Raw genomic sequence first — 18,110 nt, 5'->3', positions numbered from 1 at the left:
CTCTCACTCCTCCCGGGTGGCCGTCGACCGGGCGGCCACCATCAGCTGGCCGAGCGCCAGACCACCGTCGTTGGGCGGCACCCGGCGGTGCCGCAGTACCGTGAATCCGTCCTCCCCGAGGCCGCTCGCGCAGGCCGAGGAGAGCAGTGCGTTGGCGAAGACCCCGCCGCTGAGCGCCACCGTGGTGGTGCCGTACCGGTCCCGGACGGCCGCGCAGCTCCGCCGGACCAGGTCGGCCACCGCACGGTGGAAGCGGGCGGCGACCAGGCCCGCGGGGGCGCCCGCGGTCACGTCGGCCACCACGGCGGCCAGCACCGGCCCGGGGTCGGCGGTCCAGCCGCCGGCCCGCGCCGACAACCCGAACGCGTAGCCGTCGTCCGCCCGCGCCGCCGACCCGGCCCCGGGGCCGTCAGCGCGGCCGAACCCGCAGGCCGCCGCCTCCAGTTCGATCGCCGCCTGGGCCTCGTACCCGGCCCGGTGGCAAACCCCGGCGAGCGAGGACACCGCGTCGAACAGCCGCCCCATGCTGGAGCTCGGCAGGCAGTTCAGTCGCCGCTCCAACTGCCGTTCCAGCAGGCCGAGTTCCGCCGCTCCGCAGGCCCGGACCGGCGGCAGCTCCGGCAGCCAGGGCAGCCCGGCCGCGCGCAGGTGGGCGAGCGCCGTCCGGTACGGGCGCTCGACGGCCGCGTCCCCGCCCGGCAGCGGCACGTACCCGAGGTGGGCGAGGCGGCGGAACCCGTCGTAGTCGGCCAGCAGCACCTCGCCGCCCCAGACCGCGCCGTCCGCGCCGTAGCCCGTGCCGTCGAAGGCCACCCCGAGCACCGGGCGGCTGCCGTCCAGTCCGTGCTCGGCCATCACCGCGGCGATGTGGGCGTGGTGGTGCTGGACCCGGTGCACCGGCCGACCGGCGGCGGTCCGTTCGGCGTGCCGGAGCGAGCGGTAGCCGGGGTGCCGGTCGGCGACCAGCAGTTCGGGCCGTACGCCGCTGACCGTGCCGAGCTGCTCGACCGCCCGGTCGAAGGCCCGCAGGGTGGCCAGGTCGTCCATGTCGCCGATGTGGCCGGACAGCCAGGCGTAGCCGTCCCGGGCCAGCGCGAAGGTGTTCTTCAGGTCGCCACCGACCGCCAGCGCCGGGCGCACGGGCACCGGCAGCGGGATCGGCAGCGGCGCGTACCCGCGCGAGCGGCGCAGCGGCAGCTGCTCGCCGTCCACCACCCGCACCACCGAGTCCTCGCAGGGCACGTGGATCGGCCGGTCGTGGCCGAGCCAGCCGTCGACCAGCGGGGCGAGCCGCTCCAGCGCCTCCCGGTCCTCGGTGACGATCGGCTCGCCGGAGAGGTTGGCGCTGGTCATCACCAGCAGGTCCGGCCCGGGGGCGGCGAGCAGCAGGTGGTGCAGCGGCGTGTACGGGAGCATCACCCCGAGGTCGGGGCTGCCCGGGGCCACGCCCTCGGGCACCGGCAGGCCGGTGCGGCGCAGCAGGACGATCGGCCGGACCGGCCCGGCGAGCAGTTCCCGCTCGACCGGGACGACGGGCAGCAGGCCCTCGACGGTGGCGAGGTCGCGGGCCATCACGGCGAAGGGCTTGCGGCCGCGCCGCTTGCGCCGGCGCAGCAGGGCGACGGCCGCGGCGTCGCGCGCGTCGCAGGCGAGGTGGTACCCGCCGATGCCCTTGACGGCGAGGACCGCGCCGTCGGCCAGCAGCCGCCGGGCCTCCGCCAGGGCCTGCTCCCCGCCGAGGTCGGGGCGTCCGGGCACGGTCAGCGCGAGCCGGGGCCCGCAGGCGTGGCAGGCGACGGGTTGGGCGTGGAACCGGCGGTCGGCGGGGTCCGCGTACTCGCGGGCGCAGTCCGGGCACAGCGGGAAGCCGGCCATGGTGGTGTTGGCCCGGTCGTACGGCAGGCCGGTGACGATGGTGTGCCGGGGGCCGCAGTTGGTGCAGCTGATGAACGGGTGCCGGTGGCGGCGGTCGGCCGGGTCGGCGAGTTCGGCCAGGCAGTCGGCGCAGACGGCGGTGTCGGGCGGGATCAGGGTGGCGCGGGCGCCGTCGGGGCGGGAGGGGACGATGCGGAAGCCGGTGGCGCCGGTGGCGGCGAGCGGCGCGTGCTCCACCGCGTGCACCTGGGCGAGCGGCGGCGCGTCGCCGGCCACCCGCCGGCAGAAGGCGTCCAGCGCGTCCGGGCTGCCCTCGACCTCGACCAGGACGCCCTCGCCGGTGTTGGTGACGGTGCCGGCCAGTCCGAGTTCACCGGCCAGGGTGTGGACGAACGGCCGGAAGCCGACCCCCTGTACCAGGCCGCGGACGGCGACCCGCCGCCGCTCGCGGTCGAGCCCGGGGTGGGCGGCCGTCACGCGTGCTCCCCCACGGCGGTGTGGCCGTGGTCGTGGCCGTGGTCGTGATCCTGAGAGTGCCCATGGTCGTGGTCGTGAGAGTGCCCGTGGTCGTGCGGCGCCGCCGCGGCCATCACCGGCCGGTGCGGCCGCGCCCCGTCCAGGACGCCGAGCGCCCGGTCCAGCAGCGCCCCGACGCCCTCGCCCGTCCGGGCCGAGGTGTTCAGCACCTCCACCCCGGGGTTGACCCGCTGGACGTTGGCCAGGAACGCCGCCTCGTCGAACTCGGCCGCCGCCGCGAGGTCCGTCTTCGTCACCAGCACCAGGTTGGCCAGCCCGAAGGCCGTCGGGTACTTGAGCGGCTTGTCCTCGCCCTCGGTCACCGAGGCCAGCACCACCCGCAGCGTCTCGCCGAGATCGTAGGAGGCCGGGCAGACCAGGTTGCCGACGTTCTCCACGAACAGCAGCCGGCAGTCGTCCGGCAGCCAACCGTCCAGGTGCCCGGCGAGCATCCGCGCCTCCAGGTGGCAGAGCCCGTCGGTGAGCACCTGCTTCACCGGGGCGCCCGAGCGGGCCAGCCGGCGCGCGTCGTTCTCGGTGGCGAGGTCGGCGGTCAGCGCGGCGACGGGCACCCCGCGTCGCCGGGCGAGCCCCAACTCGGCCTCCAGCAGCGCGGTCTTGCCGCTGCCGGGGCTGGACAGCAGGTTCACCGCGACCGTCCCCCGCGCGGCCAGCGCCGCCCGCAGTCCGCGGGCGCTGTCGTCGTTGCGGGCGAGGACCGCCTGACGGAGGTCGACCGTGCGGCACATCGGCATCAGCCTTTCTGGTTCGGCCCGGACGTCAGCGTTCCCGGGCCCACTCGACGTCGAGGATCTGCAGCTCGCGGCCGGACAGCAGCTCCACGCCGCCACCGCCGGAGCAGCTCGGGCAGCCGAGGTCCGGCGGCATGCCGACCGCCCACTCGACCGCGCAGGGGGCGCAGCGGGCCCGGGCCGCGACGGACTCGGTGTCCAGCGCCGCGCCCGCCACCAGCGTTCCGGCGCAGGCGAGTTCGAAGCAGAAGTCGAGGGCCTCGGGCACCACGCCGGCCAGCTCGCCGACCCGCAGCCGCACCCGTGCCACCCCGGGGGCCCCGTGTTCGCGCGCGGCCGTGTCCACCTGCTCGACGACGGCTTCGGCGATCGACATCTCGTGCATGGGTCCCTTCCCGGAGCGGGCGGCAACGCGCCCCATTACAGGGCTCGGTGGCGGCGGCGGCCCGCAGCCGCGCCGCCACCGTCCGCGGGGCTGCGCCGTTCGCAGCAGTGCGCGCCTCACATCCGGGAGATGCGCACGTACCGCTTGAGGTCCGGCAGGTTCTGCCAGACCAGTGCGCCGATCCCGGCCAGCAGGGCCGCGCAGAACAGTTTCCTCAGCATGGTGTTGTCTCCTTCTCCGGCTGCTTCTCCGGCTGCGCGGCCTCGTCCACGACCCGCAGGACCATTCGCACCGCCTCCGCCACGGCGGCGGCGACGGGCTCGCTGAGCCCGATGCCCTCCTCCAGCGAGGCCGGCTCGCAGCCGACCACCAGGACGCGTTCGGGCGGCTCGCCGCCGGTGCCGGCGGCGAGCGTGGCGAGCAGGGCCAGTACGGCGTCGGGCCCCATCCGGTGCCCGTCGAGGGCGGGCGGTTCCGGCGGCTGTTCGGCGGCCGCCTCGATCAGGTAGAGGGTCCCGGGCGCCCCGCCCCGGTGGACGGCGTCCACCAGGACGGCGGTGCGGTGGCCGTCGAGCAGCCGGTAGGCCAGGTCGACGCCGCGCACGCCGACGTCGACCACCTCGACGCCCGCCGGCAGCGGGTGGGCGGACAGCCGCCGTACGGTCTCGACCCCGAAGCCGTCGTCGCCGAGGAAGATGTTGCCCACCCCGGCGACCAGCACCGTGCGGTCCGTCATGGCCCCTCCACCGGAGCGGCTCCGTCCAGCGCAGCGCTCCCGTCCACCGGGGCGGTCCCGTCCATCGGCGTGACCTCGTCGGGCTGGAAGTAGCGGAAGCGCCCCTGGGCCCGCCACAGGTCGGCGCCCGGGTCGTCCTCCACCGTGACGGCCAGGTGCACCGAGCCGTCGAGGTCGTGCAGCACCGCCTCCACGATGCCGGTCCGCCCGTCCAGGAAGAGGTCCTGGGCGTCGGTGCGCCGCCGTCCGGGCCGCAGCAGCACCCGGCTGCCGGCGCCCACCTGGTGGCCGTCGACCAGCACCCGGTCCCGCTCGGGGTCGACCCCGGGGTCGTCGCCCGGGTCCCACCAGGGCTGCTCGGGACGGCCGAGGGCGGTGCTGCCGGTGGCCTCGCGCAGCCCGCGGATCGCGCCGTGCAGCCGGTCCAGCACCTCCGGCGGCATGGACTCGGCCAGGTCGATCACCGCGCCGGCCCGGTCGTCGGTGCCCCGGGCCTCGCGTTTCTCCTCCTCGGTCAGGGCCGCCGTCCGCAGCGCCAGGATCTCGTCGATCTCGGTGGCGTCGTACAGGGTGCCGAGGCTCTCCGGGGCGATCCGCGGGTGGTCCTCCAGGATGATCGGCGAGGACAGCACCACCCCGCGCTCGCCCTCCGGTCCGGCCAGCACCGGCCAGGTACGCTCGTTGCGGCACCGCTCGACGGCCGGGCGGGCCCACTCGGGCGGGTCGGTGACGGACAGGAAGCGGCCGTGCTCCAGCCCGAGCAGCAGGTGCGCGGAGACCAGCGAGCGCGGCAGCGCCTGGTCGCGGGTGGCGTGCCGGGACGGCCGCCAGGCGGAGCTGTTCTCCACCTCCACGGTCAGCCGCTGCGCCCGGTACGGGCCGGGCAGCTCCTCGGCCCGCAGCCAGAGCAGGCCGTCGACCTGCTCGCGGCGCCGTATCACCCGGCCGACGACGGCGTCCCGCTCGTGCACCAGCCCGGTCTCGCCGACGCCCGGCAGCCGGAACGGCCGCTGCACCCCCTCGCCGGCCAACTCCTCGACTGGCACCAGGAGTTCGATCCGCTCCTCGACGCCCTCGTCCCATTCGACGAGGTCCCGGTCGGCCAGCTCCAGCCGTTCCACGGACTCGAAGCCGGCGGCGGTGGCCTGTTCGACGGTGCGCCGCTGGACCCGTAGGAAGCGCAGCTCGACCGCCAGCCGGTCCCCGTCGCGCGCCTCCATCAGGCACTCGGTGCGCTGGTGGGAGTGCTCGCCGCCCTGCGCGGTGTACTCGGGCGGCACCAGGACGCCGAACTGCCAGCGCAGCCGGTTCTTGGCCGCCGAGGCGCGGTACGGGTAGAGGACGTAGCCCTCCAGCAGTACCGCGTCGGCGATCTGCCGGGCGGCCGCGAAGCCGCGTTCGATCCGCTCCGGGAGGCCGCTCACCGGGCCCCCTCCCCGATCGCCGCGGCCGTGAGCAGCTCGCGCACCGTCGCCTCCCAGGAGGGCAGGGCCCGCCGCGAGCGGTAGGCCAGCAGCTCGGCCATGACGTCCTCCGGCAGCCGCAGCCAGCCGCTGCCGGGGAAGTGCCGGTCGATCGCCTCCCGCCAGACCCGCACCGGCATCCGCACCCGGGCCTCCCGGTCCCAGGGCACCGGGCTGACCTGGAAGCCGCCGGGGCCGGCGAAGGCGGTGCCGGAGAAGAGCAGCAGCAGCGGCACCTCGCCGCCGTCCAGTGCCCGGAAGTAGCGGGCCGAGGCGACGTCCTGGTCGTAGGTGCACGGCACCGCGAGGTCGATCTCGGTCTCGCCGGTGAAGCCGGGGACGAGCAGCGGCACGGTGGCGAACTGGATCGGGTTGAGCGTGGTCGCCCAGCGCTCCCGTCCGCCGAACAGGTCGGCCAGCCGCCCGCCCTCGGCCTCGCCGTACGGCCGGCGGACCGGTTCGATCCGCAGCTGGACCTGGAGGGCGAGGGCGTGCACCCGGGTGTCGGCCGGGGCCGTGATCCGCAGCCGGAAGACCAGGGTCGGCCCGGCCGCGTACGGGTCGGACCGCACGCCGGTGCAGGCGAAGCCGAGCGCCGTCACGCCGTCACCTCCGCGGGCAGCGGGCGGGCCCGGTCGGCCAGGCGCGCGAAGAACGCGTCGAGTTCGGCCCGCGCCTCGGCGCCGCCGTCGAAGCCGTGCCAGCACCGCCGCAGCCGGCCGACCAGCTCGTAGCAGATGTCGATCGGCACCAGGAAGCACGCCACGCGCTCCTCGGTGCGGCGCACCAGCAGCGCCTCCACGTCGGGTTCCAGGGCGGCGGCCAGTCGGCTGCCGCCGAGGGCGCGCTGCCAGGCCTGCTCGTCCAGTTCGCTCTCGGTGGCGCCGGCCGGGCCGGGGTAGAAGGCCAGCAGCTGGTCCATCACGGTGCTGCGGAACAGGAAGGCGGTGCCCACCGGGATGCCCAGCACCGACCAGGCCTGCTGGTCCAACTCCCGTTCCGGGTCGGCGAGGTAGCGGTCCGGCACGGTGCGGTAGCGGCCGTCGGCCGCGCCCGGCTGCTGGAACAGCAGGCCGCAGGCGGTGCAGGCGCAGGCCAGGGCGCGATCCTCGACGTCCACCAGGTGGCGGTGGCCGCCGGGCAGGTCCCGACCGCAGAAGGCGCACTGCTCGGGGCGCGGCGGCGCCGGTTCGCGCAGCCGGTGCAGCAGGGCGGTCCCGTCGCGGGAGATCCGGCGGGTGTTCATCGCGCCTCCGCGGGCTGCGGCGGGCGGGTGCCGATCTGGAGCAGCTGCGGGGCGCGTTCCAGTTCCACGGCCGTCACCTCGGGCGCGTGGCAGGCGAGGACGGCCTGCGCCTCCTGTTCGCCGCAGCCGCAGCCGGTGGCCGTGCGGCGCAGCCGCAGGACGCCGGTGGCCGGGTCGAAGCCGGCCGCCTCGACCCGCTCGGGCAGGGCCGCGAGCGCCCGCTCGATCCGGGCGGGGAGGTCCTCGGGGTGCAGGTCGTGCAGGAGCAGCAGCCCGGCCACGACCGGGTCGTCCAGCATCCGGTCCAGGGCGGGCGGGGGCAGTGCCGGCACCAGCCGGGCCAGGCCCTGGCCGTAGAACTCCATGAGGTCGCGGACCAGTTGCTCACCGGCCCGCTCGGCGGCGGAGCCGCTGTCGGCCAGCGTGTCCAGGGCCTGCTGGATCCGCAGCCCGGTCTGCTCGGCCGTCATGCGGTGAGCCCGCTCAGGCCGGTGGGCACGTGCATGGTCTGCACGGTGCGCCCGCCGCCGACGTACATGTGCACGCCGCAGGGCAGACAGGGGTCGAAGCTGCGGACCGCGCGCATGATGTCGATGCCCTTGAAGGTGTCCGGCGGGTTCTCCTCGAAGATCGGGGTGTTCTGCACCGCGTCCTCGTACGGGCCGGGCGTGCCGTAGCTGTCCCGGACGCTGGCGTTCCACGGGGTGGGCGGGTACGGGTGGTAGTTGGCGATCTTGCCGTCGCGGATCACCATGTGGTGCGAGAGCACGCCGCGCACGGCCTCGGTGAAGCCGCAGCCGATCGACTCGTCCGGCACCTCGAAGCGCTCCCAGGTCTGGCTACGCCCGGCGCGGACCTCGTCGAGCGCCTTCTCGGCGAAGTGCAGGGCGGCGGCGGCCGCGTACGCCTGGAAGTAGGTGCGGGCGCGGTTGCGCTCGATGGCGTTGCTCCACTGCGGAATCTTCCACTCGAAGGTGACCTCGGGCTTGGTCATCGAGCGGGGCAGGTTGATCTGCACGCTGTGGCCGGTGGCCTTGACGTAGCCGATGTCGACCAGCCCGGACAGCGCGGTGGACCACAGCCGGGCGATCGGGCCGCCGCCGGTGTCGAGGGCGAGGTGGTCCTTGCCGTCGAACCAGCGCGGGGACATCACCCAGCTGTACTTGTCGTCGAAGTTGCGCTTCTGCGGCTGCGGGATGGTGTGCTGGTTCCAGGGGTGCCGGGGGTCGACGGGGTTGCCGAGCGGGTCGTGGGTGACGAACAGCTCCTTGCCCTGCCAGTCCTCGTAGTAGGAGCTGCCGAGCAGGATGCGGATGCCGAGGTTGATCTCGGTGAGGTCGTTGGTGACGAGCTTGCCGTCCACCACGACACCGGGGGTGACGAACATCCGCCGGCCCCAGTCCGTCATGTTGCGGTACGTGAAGTCGCAGTGGTCCGGGTCGTTGAGGCTGCCCCAGCAGCCGAGCAGGACCCGACGCCGGCCGACCTCCTCGTAGCCGGGCAGGGCCTGGTAGAAGAAGTCGAAGAGGTCGTCGTGCAGCGGCACGACCTTCTTCATGAACTCGACGTAGCGCATCAGCCGGGTCAGGTAGTCGGTGAACAGCTGCACCGTCGCGACGGTGCCGACGCCGCCCGGGTAGAGCGTGGAGGGGTGCACGTGGCGGCCCTCCATCAGGCAGAACATCTCCCGGGTGTACCGGCTGACCTGGAGCGCCTCGCGGTAGAACTCGCCCTCGATCGGGTTGAGCGAGCGCATGATGTCGGCGATCGTCTTGTAGCCGTGGTCGCCGGCGTGCGGGGCCTCGGTGCGCTCGGCGAGCTCCAGCACGCCGGGGTTGGTCTCGCGGACCATCCGCTCGCAGTAGTCGACCCCGACCAGGTTCTCCTGGAAGATGTTGTGGTCGAACATGTACTCGGCGGCCTCACCGAGGTTGATGATCCACTCCCCCAGGTGCGGGGGCTTCACCCCGTACGCCATGTTCTGCGTGTAGACGGAGCAGGTGGCGTGGTTGTCGCCGCAGATCCCGCAGATCCGGCTGGTGATGAAGTGGGCGTCGCGCGGGTCCTTGCCGCGCATGAAGACGCTGTAGCCGCGGAAGACCGAGGAGGTGCTGTAACACTCCGCGACCCGCTTCTGCTTGAAGTCGATCTTCGTGTGGATGCCCAGGCTGCCCACGATCCGGGTGATCGGGTCCCAGGACATCTCGGTCAGGCCGCTGCCGTCGCCGGCCGCCCTGGTGGTCGGTGTTGCCATCGTGTCTGTCGTGTCCTTGTCTCTGGGAGCGGGGCCTCGGCGAGCGGGGGCCGTGCGGATGGGGGGCGTGGGAGCGGGGTCTCCGCGGAGGGGATCCCGGCGGACGGGGCGGGGGAAGGCGGCGGCCGCACACCGGGCGGTGTGCGGCCCCGCGGCGTCACCAGGGCGGGCGGTAGCCCGTGGTCAGGCGGCTGCCGGTGCGGCGCCACTTGGGTTCCTTGTCGAGGGTGCTCTGGGTGATCGCGCGCAGCCTGCGGATCACCGAGCCGTACGCGCTGCTGGCGGCGGTGGAGACGTGCGAGCCGGGCGGCGGGTCCATGAAGGGCATGAACTTGTCCGGGAAGCCCGGCATGGTGCAGGCGATGCAGATGCCGCCCACGTTCGGGCAGCCGCCGATGCCGTTGGTCCAGCCGCGCTTGGTGACGTTGCACTTGACGACCGGGCCCCAGCAGCCGAGCCGGACGAGGCACTCGGGCGTGCCGTAGTCGGTGGCGAACTGCCCCTGCTCGTAGTAGCCGCCGCGGTCGCAGCCCTCGTGCACGGTGGCGCCGAACAGCCAGGCGGGCCGCAGCTTGTCGTCGAGCGGGATCATCGGCGCGGAGCCGGCCAGCTGGTACAGCAGGTAGGTGAGGGTCTCGGCGAAGTTGTCGGGCTGGATCGGGCAGCCGGGCACGCAGACGATCGGCAGTCCGGCCTTGGACTTCCAGTCCCAGCCCAGGTAGTCCGGCACGCCCATCGCGCCGGTCGGGTTGCCGGCCATCGCGTGGATGCCGCCGTACGTGGCACAGGTGCCGATCGCCACCACGGCGGTCGCCTTCGGGGCGAGCCGGTCCAGCCACTCGCTGGTGGTGATGGGCTGGCCGGTGGCGGGGTCGTCGCCGAAGCCGCACCAGTAGCCCTCCTTCTTGATCTTCTCGTTGGGGATGGACCCCTCGACGACCAGCACGAACGGCTCGATCTCGCCGCGCTCGGCCTTGAAGAACCACTCGACGAAGTTGTCCGCGCCCTGGACCGGGCCGCACTCGAAGTCGATCAGCGGCCAGTGCACGGCGACCTTGGGCAGGCCGGGCAGCGCGCCGGTGACGATCTCCTCGATGCTCGGCTGCATCGCGGCGGTCAGCGAGACGGAGTCGCCGTCGCAGCTGAGGCCCGCGTTGATCCAGAGGATGTGCACCGCGTCGGTGTCGGGCTTCGCGGCAGCCTCGGCCGTCCCGGCCGTCGAAGCGGTTGGAGCTGTTGCAGCACCCATGAGGATGCCTCCTCGGGGATGGGAGCCGGAGGGAATGGCTCGAAGCCAGTCTTAGCAACGGTCCGGGCCGGGCGCCGGTCCGCGCGGCGGGAGCCGGCGCCCGGGGAGGCAAGCCCGGCGGGGCCGTTCGGGTCACGCTCGCGCGGCGGGCCCCGTCGGCACCGGGCGCTTGTGGACGAACGCGGAACGCAGCGCGTGATACGGCGATTCGGGTGTGAAGAACTGCCGGTGCATCACCGCGAGCTCCTCCTCCCGGTACGCGTCGAGCGGCTTCGTCCGCTCGTCGGCCTCGCGCGCGGCCTTCTTCGCCGCGATCCGCTGCTGGGCGGTGGGCGAGGCGGCGAGCAGCCCGGCCAGGTGGGCCGCGGACGGCCCGAACTCCTCGGGCCCGCAGGCCAGCACCCGGTCGACCAGGCCGATCCGCTCGGCCGTCGCCGCGGAGACCGGGAGCGCCTGGCGGGTCAGCCGCTCGGCCGCCGCCGCGCCGACCCGGCGCGGCAGGGTGTACGTCCAGTACTCCGAGCCGTGCAGCCCCATCAGCCGGTAGTGGGGATTGAGGACGGAGCCGGCGCGGCACCACACCTCGTCCGCCGCCAGGGCCAGCATCACCCCGCCCGCCGCCGCGTTGCCGCCGACGGCGGCGACCACCAGCCGGTCGGTGGTGGTGAGCACCGCGTCGACCAGCTCGTCCATCGCGGTGATGTTGTCCCAGGACTCGACGGCCGGGTCCGGCGCGGCCTCGATCACGTTGAGGTGGATGCCGTTGGAGAAGAAGTCCCGGCCGCCGCCGAGCACCAGCACCGAGGTCGGACGGGCCGCGGCGAAGCGGTACGCGGCCAGCAGCCGGCGGCAGTGGCCGGTGGACATCGCGCCGCCCGGGAAGGAGAAGCGCAGGAAGCCCACCGGGCCGTCCTCGCGGTAGCGCAGGTCCGACCAGACCGGGCCGTCCCCCTCTCCCGGCATCAGCGGCGCCGCCACCTCCGGCAGCGCCGGCAGCAGCCCGCCGAGGGCCGTGGCGGCCGGGAGCTTGACGCCCGCCGGGCCGCCGGGGGTGCGACGGCGGAGCTCGGGGATCCAGACCGCGCCGTCCGAGGTGGCCCGGCAGACGGCGCCGGCCCGGGTGGCGATCAGCTCGCCCGGGCGGCCGCGCAGCACCGGCTCGCGGTGCCCGCCGTGCAGGTACCAGGCGCCGCCGCACAGCTCGTCGAGCACCCCGGGGCGCGAGTCCGCCGCGCGGAGCCTGCGCAGCACCGCCTCGGTGGGGTCGGCCGCCCAGTCGATCCGGCGCTCCTCCTGGCGCAGCGCGGGCCGGGTCCGTACGGTGCCGCTCCAGCCGGGGCCGGACTGCGGCTCCGGCGCGTACCCGCCGGAGGCGAAGCGTTCGACGGCGAGCAGCGCGGCCGCCACCGCCGCGTCGGCGACCTCGTTGCGGTACAGGTCGCTCTTGCCGTACCCGGGCAGCCGGCAGGGCGCCCAGGCCCAGACCGGCCCGGCGTCCAGCTCCGCCTCGGCCTGCAGCACCGTGACGCCCCAGTCGGTGCGGCCCTCCTGGACGGCCCGGTCGAGGGAGGACGGGCCGCGGTCGCCCGGCGGGCCGGGGTGGACGACCAGGCAGGTGAGCTGTGACCAGAGCTCGCGCGGGATCGCCGTGCGCAGCATCGGCGCGAGCACCAGGTCGGGTTTCAGGCGGTGCACCGCGTCGAGCAACTCCTCGTCGTCACCGGCCAGTTGGACGTCCACGGTGTGGAGCCGGTCGCGCAGTTCGGCGTGCAGCCGCTGGCTGAGGCTGTTGAACGCGCTGGCGAGGAGAAGAATCCGCATGTACGACTCCGACGGGGTGGGGTTCCGGGAACCCGGCGATCATCGCTTCCGCCCCCGTGACGCCCCGTCCCGTCCGGTATGTCGCGCCGCGCGTTCACCCGAGCGGCCGGAGCCGGGCGGCGGGGCCGAGCGGGTAGCATGTAAGGTATGACTCCGAGTAGTGACCCTTACGAAATCCGCCCCGGCGTGCCCACCGTCGAGGTCTTCCGCCGCCTGCGCACCGACGCCGGCCTCTCCGACAAGGCCCCCGAGGCGGTCGCGCTCGCCCTCCCCAACACCTGGTACGGCGTGGTCCTCCACCACCAGGGCGAGCCCGTCGGCATGGGGCGGATCATCGGCGACGGCGGCACCGCGTTCCAGGTCACCGACATCTGCGTCCACCCCGCGCACCAGGGCCACGGCCTCGGCAAGCGCATCATGGCCGCCCTCACCGGGGAACTGGAGCGCCGGGCACCCGCCACCGCGTACGTCTCGCTGATCGCGGACGGGCCCGCGCGCTTCCTCTACGAGAAGTTCGGCTTCGCGGACACCGCCGCCCACGACTCGATCGGCATGTACCGCCTGATGGGCGGGCGCTGACGGCCCGACGGCCCGGACTGTCGGTGGCGCGGTGTGTACTGGTGCCCGACCCGCCGCCCGCCCGCACGACCCCGGAGGCACCCCGATGGCCCGACTCCACGTCCGTTCCGGCCTCGACCCCGACGAGCCGGACACCCCGGCGGCCGCCCTGGTCGTCGACCCCGAGGGCACCCCGGGGGAACAGGCCCTGGAACGCCTCGGCGGGCACTGCTACGAGGGCGACGAGGTCCTCTACCTGGTGCAGACCGACGGCTGGGCCGAACACAGCTACGACGGGGGCCTGCTGACCGTCGCCGTCGCCGTCCACCCGGCCGTCCTGGAACGGGCGGAGATCGACCCGGCCGGCTTCCCGCTCCGCTCGGCCGCCGACCCGGCGGCCGTCCTCGTGCTGCGCGCCGAGACCGCCGTCGCCCCGGACGTGGCCGAGCGGCTCGCCGAAGGCGCCGCCGTCCTCCTCGGCCCGCCGGACGCCCCGCTCGACGACCTCCTCGGCCCCGACGGCGACTGGCCGATCATCCTCGCGGGGCCCCCGCAGCCATAGGCGGCCGCTTCGGCCGTCCGCGCGGCCGGGTCCATCCGGTCCGGGGACGGCGGAGGGCGCGCCTAAGTCCCGCAGCGGCGCAGCAGAAAGGGCCCTTCCGGTGGCGACCGGCGGGGCCCTTTCCCCACACCGAAGCGTGGGCGCGTCACTCCCCGTCGGCGGCCACCGGGACCTCGTCCTCCCGGAGGATGATGTGGTCCTCGCCCTCGATCTTGATCTCGGTGCCCGCGTACGAGCCGGACGGCTTCGCCTCGCTGTCCTCGGCCATGGCTCCTCCTTTCGGTCGACACGGTGTCGACCCGCGCTGATCCTGCCATGACCAACCGTCACCGGGCTATCGCCCTCGGTGGACCAGAGCTTCCCTGTTGATGCCAACCTGCCGATGACATCGGCGACTTGATGTCATTTCAGAATTTCGGACGCGTTGCCGCCGACGCTCCCCGGCCCGCGGCCCGTCGGACACCTCCGACGGACCACGGGCCGGACGGGTCCGGACTTCGTCACACCGAGGTCAGGGTCAGGTCGGCGGGGCCGCTGGCTCCGGTGATGGTGCCGCCCCCGACCGGGCACAGTTCGGGGTTGGTCCCGGTGATGTCGGCGGCCTCCGTGGCCTTCACGGCGGCATCGCCCAGGTAACGGCCGGCGGTGACGGTGCCGGTGAAGGTCGCGGCTCCGCCGGTGTCCTCCACGGAGGCCCAGTGCACGGTGCTCGTGGTCTGGTCGCTCCAGGTGATGGTCTCGTCGAACGGGGTGAGGGTGTGGAGCACGTTGAGGCAGGTCTCGCCGGGCTCGTTGTTGGTGACCGAGCTCGACCCGGGGAGGCCGGTCACGCACGTCGCGTAGGAGTTCTGGGTGGCGATGGTGACGTTCTGCGGCTGGTTGGTCAGCGCGGGGGTGAACTCGTCGGTGAACGTGCCGGTGCACTGCACGTCCACCACCCCCTGGGCACGGGCCGGCGCGCTCGCCGGGACGAGGAGGAGCCCGCCGGCCAGCGCCACGGCCCCGGCCGCGGCGGCGAGGCGGGAGAAGACGACTCGGGACGGAACAGCGTTCATGCGAACCTCCGACGAGGGAACCCCGAACTGCTTTGCACACTGACGGTGCCACGGAGCGCCACCGCCCGGGAGGCGTGCGAGGACGGCGTGACGGATCGCGGCGGCCGCCCGGACCCGTCCGCGCCCCGGCGGGCACAGCGGACGGGCCGGGCACACCGCGCCGGACTCTGCCCGTCGGCGGGCCCTACGCCCCGTCCGGGGTGCCGAGGAGGTCGGTGACCAGGTGGCGGGCGTAGGCGGGGGTGAGGCCGGAGGGGCGGAAGAGGATGCGGTACATCAGGGGGGCGACGAGGCGGTCCATGGCGGTCTCGACCTCGGGGGTGTCCTCGCCGCGGGCGCGGGCCCGGGCGAGGACGAGGCCGAGCTGGTCGGCGGCGTAGGCCGAGCACTGGCCGGCGTTGCCGCCGTCCGGGTCGCCGAGGAGGGCGTCGCGGACGTAGGCGCGGCCGGAGGCGGAGGCCATCTCGTCGAGGAACTGTTCGGCCCAGGCGGTGAGGTCGGCGCGCAGGCCGCCGCGGTCCTCCGGTTCGGCGTCGGGGCGCAGCCGCTCCACCGCGACGTCCGACAGCAGCTCGGCGAGGTCGCCCCAGCGGCGGTAGACCGTGGACGGGGTGACGCCGGCCCGCTGGGCGACCATCGGCACGGTGAGCGCCTCGCGGCCCACCTCCGCGAGCAGCTCGCGGACCGCGGTGTGCACCGCCTCCTGGACGCGGGCGCTGCGCCCGCCCGGGCGGGCCATCTGGCGAGGACTCATACCGCCATCTTAAAGCGTCGCCTTTGCGTTAAGGCGGGCCGGGCCCGGTCAGACCACCGGTGCGAGCGCCCGCGCGGGCTGCGTGCGCTCGTAGGCGTGGCCCACACGCAGCAGCGTGCGCTCGTCGAAGGGCCGCCCGAGCAGTTGCAGGCCGATCGGCAGGCCCGCCGCGTCGTGGCCGGCCGGGACGGTCAGGGCGGGCAGGCCGGTGACGTTGGCCGGGGCGCAGAGCCGGACGTAGGCGTCGGCGACGCCCTCGGAGGTGCCGTCCGGCCAGGTGACCGTCTCCTGGCCGGCCCGGACCGCCGTGGTCGGCACCGTCGGGGCGGCGATCACGTCGACCTCCTCCAGGACCCGTGCCCACGCGTCGCGGATCAGCGTCCGGGCCCGCTGGGCGCGCAGGTGGTCGCCCGCGTCGATCAGCTCGCCGGCCTCCAGCAGGACCCGGACGTCCGCCTGGTACAGCTCGGGGACGGTGCGCAGGGTGCGGGCGTGGTAGGCGGAGGCCTCCGGCGCCACCAGGCCCCACAGGGTGGGCAGGAGGTAGCGGGCCAGCGGGACCTCCACCTCGACGGGCCGGGCGCCGAGCGCCTCCAGCCGCGCGACGGCGTGGTGGACGGCGGCCGCCACCTCCGGGTCGACGTGGTCGACGTAGTGGTTGACCGGCACGCCGACCCGCACGCCCGTCAGGTCCGGCTCCCGCTCCGGCCGGTAGTCGACGGCGGGGGCGGCCACCGAGGCGGGGTCGCGCGGGTCGTGCCCGGCGAGGGCGGCCAGGACCAGCGCCGCGTCCTCCACGGTGCGGGTGATCGGGCCGACGTGGTCGAGTGACCAGGACAGCGGGGTGACGCCGTGGCGGGGCACCAGCCCGTAGGTCGGCTTGAGGCCGACCACCCCGTTCAGCGCGGCGGGCACCCGGATCGAGCCGCCGGTGTCGGTGCCGAGGGCGAAGGTCGCCGCCCCGGCGGCCACCGCGACGGCGGACCCGCCGCTGGAGCCTCCGGCGACCCGCTCGCGGTCCCAGGCGTTGGCGGTCTGCGGGGTGGTCAGGCCGTAGGCGAACTCGTGGGTGTGGGTCTTGCCGGCCAGGACGGCGCCGGCGGCGCGCAGCCGGGCGGCGACGGTGCTGTCGGCGGCCGCGCGGTGGCCGTCCCGGACCCGGGAGCTCGCGGTGGTGGGCGATCCGGCGACGTCGATCAGGTCCTTGAGCCCGACCGGGACGCCGTGCAGCGGCCCCCGGTACCGGCCCCGGGCGATCTCCCGCTCGGCCTCGCGCGCCGCGTCCCGGGCCTGTTCGGCGGCGACGGCGACGTACGCGCCGAGGTGCGGCTCGACCCGGTCGATGCGGCCGAGGACGGAGTCGACCAGCTCGACGGGGGACAGCCGCCGCTCCCGGATCCGCGCCGAGGCGGCGGCGATGGTCAGCTCATACGGCTGCATCGGGGCGCCCCCCTTCCGCACGGAAGGCGGCGGCGGGCGGAGTGTCCCCGAGGTCCAGCTCCCGCAGGACGGCGACGACGGACCGGATGTGCTCGGCGGTGGCCGCCACCGCGGCGTGCCGGTCGGCCGGCAGGTCGAGCCCGGCCCGGGCGGCCCGGCGGGCCGCCTCGGGCGGGGTGAGCTCCGCATTGGACATGGATGCGCTCCTGATCGTGGGCGAGGCGGGGGTGGTGCGAGGCACCACGAGGCACCCCACCAAAAGCTAAGGGTTTGCGTTAGCGAGACTGTAGGTTCTATGGTCGCGTTAACGCAAACGAATGGCTTTTGCAGCGGAGGAACCGCCCCATGCCCGACACCCCTACCCCTTCCTGGACGGTCGGCGACCTCACCGTCCACCGCGTCGACGAAGTCCCGCTGCCGCCCGCCACCGGGCCGTGGCTGCTGCCCGACGCCACCCCCGAACTGGTGGCCGGCCAGGACTGGCTGCGCCCCGACTTCGCCGACGCCGACGGCGTGCTGCGCCTGGACAGCCACAGCTTCGCCGTCGTCGTGGACGGGCTGCGCGTCCTCGTCGACACCGGCATCGGCAACGGCAAGCAGCGGGCCAACCCGGCCTGGCACGATCTGCGCACCGACTACCCCGAGCGCCTGGCCGCCGCCGGCTTCCCGCCGGACTCCGTCGACCTGGTGGTCCTCACCCACCTGCACGCCGACCACGTCGGCTGGAACACCCGGCAGGTGGACGGCGCGTGGGAGCCCACCTTCCCCGGCGCGCGCTACCTCACCACCCGCGCCGAGCGGGAGTTCTGGGCCGGGTACCCCATGGACGAGGCGCGCGCCCAGCTGTTCCGCGACTCGGTGCTCCCGGTCGAGCGGGCCGGCCTGCTGGACCTGGTCGACGTCCCGGCCGAGGGCCTGCGGATCGTCCCCGGCCTGCGCCTGCTCCCCACCCCCGGCCACACCCCGGGGCACGTCGCCGTCGAACTGACCAGCCGGGGCCGGACGGCGCTGATCACCGGCGACTGCCTCCACCACCCCGTGCAGCTCGCCCACCCCGCCATCGGCGCCTGCGTCGACATCGACCCCCGGCGGTCCGCCGCCACCCGCCGGGCGCTGCTCGCCTCCCTCGCCGGTACCGACACCCTGCTGCTCGGCACCCACTTCGCCCCGCCCACCGCCGGCCATGTCCTCGCCGACGGGGAGGCCTACCGGCTGCGGCCCGTGCCCCCGACGGCCGGGGAGAGCGGCCCGCCCGTCGGCGCCGACGGAGCGCGGTGAGTGCGCACCGGGCGGGGCCACCGAGCCGACGCGCCGTCGGTTCGCCTCCGCTCGACCCCCTGACCGTCAAGTCGGCCCGTCCGAGCGCCGGTCCGATCGTCTGATGAACCGTAGGCTCGACGGCACCCGCTTCGCCGAACCGGGATCGGTGCCCGCCCTCCCGGGG

At 74.9% G+C, this 18,110-nt stretch carries 20 protein-coding genes; 3 read left to right on the top strand and 17 right to left on the bottom strand.

Annotated features, from left to right (window positions below):
• Positions 1–3: 3 nt before the first annotated feature.
• The 12 genes from hypF to ACFVXH_RS19450 form a co-directional block, all read right to left on the bottom strand.
• On the bottom strand, positions 4–2,352 hold the full coding sequence (hypF, locus tag ACFVXH_RS19505; RefSeq protein ID WP_387825373.1) for a carbamoyltransferase HypF: 2,349 nt from the start codon (positions 2,350–2,352) through the stop codon (positions 4–6).
• Positions 2,349–3,140, bottom strand: a complete 792-nt coding sequence (gene hypB, locus ACFVXH_RS19500) for a hydrogenase nickel incorporation protein HypB (RefSeq protein ID WP_387825370.1) — start codon at positions 3,138–3,140, stop codon at positions 2,349–2,351. The genes hypF and hypB overlap by 4 nt, the downstream gene beginning before the upstream one ends.
• Before the next feature lie 31 nt (positions 3,141–3,171).
• Positions 3,172–3,528, bottom strand: a complete 357-nt coding sequence (gene hypA / locus ACFVXH_RS19495; protein ID WP_049652583.1) for a hydrogenase maturation nickel metallochaperone HypA — start codon at positions 3,526–3,528, stop codon at positions 3,172–3,174.
• Positions 3,529–3,644: 116 nt separating this feature from the next.
• Positions 3,645–3,749 carry a DUF6893 family small protein gene (locus ACFVXH_RS19490; protein ID WP_375873132.1) on the bottom strand — a complete coding sequence of 35 codons (105 nt, stop codon included), beginning with the start codon at positions 3,747–3,749 and terminating at the stop codon, positions 3,645–3,647.
• Positions 3,743–4,264, bottom strand: a complete 522-nt coding sequence (locus tag ACFVXH_RS19485) for a hydrogenase maturation protease (RefSeq protein WP_117485856.1) — start codon at positions 4,262–4,264, stop codon at positions 3,743–3,745. The genes ACFVXH_RS19490 and ACFVXH_RS19485 overlap by 7 nt, the downstream gene beginning before the upstream one ends.
• Positions 4,261–5,688, bottom strand: a complete 1,428-nt coding sequence (locus tag ACFVXH_RS19480; RefSeq protein ID WP_387825366.1) for a hypothetical protein — start codon at positions 5,686–5,688, stop codon at positions 4,261–4,263. The genes ACFVXH_RS19485 and ACFVXH_RS19480 overlap by 4 nt, the downstream gene beginning before the upstream one ends.
• Positions 5,685–6,329: a DUF6084 family protein gene (locus ACFVXH_RS19475; protein ID WP_387825363.1), complete on the bottom strand. Its 645-nt coding sequence runs from the start codon at positions 6,327–6,329 to the stop codon at positions 5,685–5,687. Before ACFVXH_RS19475 ends, ACFVXH_RS19480 begins: the two co-directional genes overlap by 4 nt.
• Complete coding sequence (locus tag ACFVXH_RS19470; RefSeq protein ID WP_387825360.1) at positions 6,326–6,973, bottom strand: DUF5947 family protein; 648 nt, start codon at positions 6,971–6,973, stop codon at positions 6,326–6,328. The genes ACFVXH_RS19475 and ACFVXH_RS19470 overlap by 4 nt, the downstream gene beginning before the upstream one ends.
• The gene (locus ACFVXH_RS19465; protein WP_387825357.1) at positions 6,970–7,443 is read right to left on the bottom strand and encodes a thioredoxin; all 474 of its coding nucleotides are present in this window, start codon (positions 7,441–7,443) and stop codon (positions 6,970–6,972) included. The genes ACFVXH_RS19470 and ACFVXH_RS19465 overlap by 4 nt, the downstream gene beginning before the upstream one ends.
• Positions 7,440–9,227 carry a nickel-dependent hydrogenase large subunit gene (locus ACFVXH_RS19460; protein ID WP_049652594.1) on the bottom strand — a complete coding sequence of 596 codons (1,788 nt, stop codon included), beginning with the start codon at positions 9,225–9,227 and terminating at the stop codon, positions 7,440–7,442. The genes ACFVXH_RS19465 and ACFVXH_RS19460 overlap by 4 nt, the downstream gene beginning before the upstream one ends.
• Positions 9,228–9,384: 157 nt before the next feature.
• Positions 9,385–10,476, bottom strand: a complete 1,092-nt coding sequence (locus ACFVXH_RS19455; RefSeq protein ID WP_380739081.1) for a hydrogenase expression protein HypE — start codon at positions 10,474–10,476, stop codon at positions 9,385–9,387.
• Between the two features lie 132 nt (positions 10,477–10,608).
• Positions 10,609–12,297 (bottom strand): enoyl-CoA hydratase-related protein, encoded by a 1,689-nt coding sequence (locus ACFVXH_RS19450; RefSeq protein WP_074002683.1) that lies wholly within the window; start codon positions 12,295–12,297, stop codon positions 10,609–10,611.
• A gap of 147 nt (positions 12,298–12,444) precedes the next feature.
• Between ACFVXH_RS19450 and ACFVXH_RS19445 the strand changes: the two genes are divergently transcribed.
• Together ACFVXH_RS19445 and ACFVXH_RS19440 are read left to right on the top strand one after the other, a co-directional pair.
• Positions 12,445–12,876: a GNAT family N-acetyltransferase gene (locus tag ACFVXH_RS19445; protein WP_387825353.1), complete on the top strand. Its 432-nt coding sequence runs from the start codon at positions 12,445–12,447 to the stop codon at positions 12,874–12,876.
• A gap of 85 nt (positions 12,877–12,961) precedes the next feature.
• On the top strand, positions 12,962–13,417 hold the full coding sequence (locus tag ACFVXH_RS19440) for a hypothetical protein (RefSeq protein ID WP_387825350.1): 456 nt from the start codon (positions 12,962–12,964) through the stop codon (positions 13,415–13,417).
• Between the two features lie 145 nt (positions 13,418–13,562).
• Here the strand turns inward: ACFVXH_RS19440 and ACFVXH_RS19435 are convergent, their stop codons facing one another.
• From ACFVXH_RS19435 to ACFVXH_RS19415, 5 genes are all read right to left on the bottom strand, one after another.
• Complete coding sequence (locus ACFVXH_RS19435) at positions 13,563–13,685, bottom strand: hypothetical protein (RefSeq protein ID WP_259316342.1); 123 nt, start codon at positions 13,683–13,685, stop codon at positions 13,563–13,565.
• 232 nt (positions 13,686–13,917) lie between these two features.
• Positions 13,918–14,472, bottom strand: coding sequence for a hypothetical protein (locus ACFVXH_RS19430; protein WP_387825347.1), 555 nt, complete (start codon positions 14,470–14,472; stop codon positions 13,918–13,920).
• Between the two features lie 184 nt (positions 14,473–14,656).
• The gene (locus ACFVXH_RS19425; RefSeq protein ID WP_387825344.1) at positions 14,657–15,226 is read right to left on the bottom strand and encodes a TetR/AcrR family transcriptional regulator; all 570 of its coding nucleotides are present in this window, start codon (positions 15,224–15,226) and stop codon (positions 14,657–14,659) included.
• 48 nt (positions 15,227–15,274) lie between these two features.
• Entirely contained in the window at positions 15,275–16,666 is a 1,392-nt protein-coding gene (locus tag ACFVXH_RS19420; protein ID WP_387825341.1) for an amidase, read from the bottom strand.
• Positions 16,653–16,862 (bottom strand): hypothetical protein, encoded by a 210-nt coding sequence (locus ACFVXH_RS19415; protein WP_375873122.1) that lies wholly within the window; start codon positions 16,860–16,862, stop codon positions 16,653–16,655. Before ACFVXH_RS19415 ends, ACFVXH_RS19420 begins: the two co-directional genes overlap by 14 nt.
• Before the next feature lie 149 nt (positions 16,863–17,011).
• Here ACFVXH_RS19415 and ACFVXH_RS19410 point away from each other — a divergent pair, with 149 nt between their 5' ends.
• Positions 17,012–17,944 carry an MBL fold metallo-hydrolase gene (locus tag ACFVXH_RS19410; protein WP_387825337.1) on the top strand — a complete coding sequence of 311 codons (933 nt, stop codon included), beginning with the start codon at positions 17,012–17,014 and terminating at the stop codon, positions 17,942–17,944.
• Positions 17,945–18,110 lie beyond the last annotated feature (166 nt).

Origin of the sequence: Kitasatospora sp. NPDC058184, assembly GCF_042883725.1 — a bacterium.
Lineage (GTDB): Bacteria > Actinomycetota > Actinomycetes > Streptomycetales > Streptomycetaceae > Kitasatospora.
This window is presented reverse-complemented; position numbering and strand designations above follow the sequence as displayed.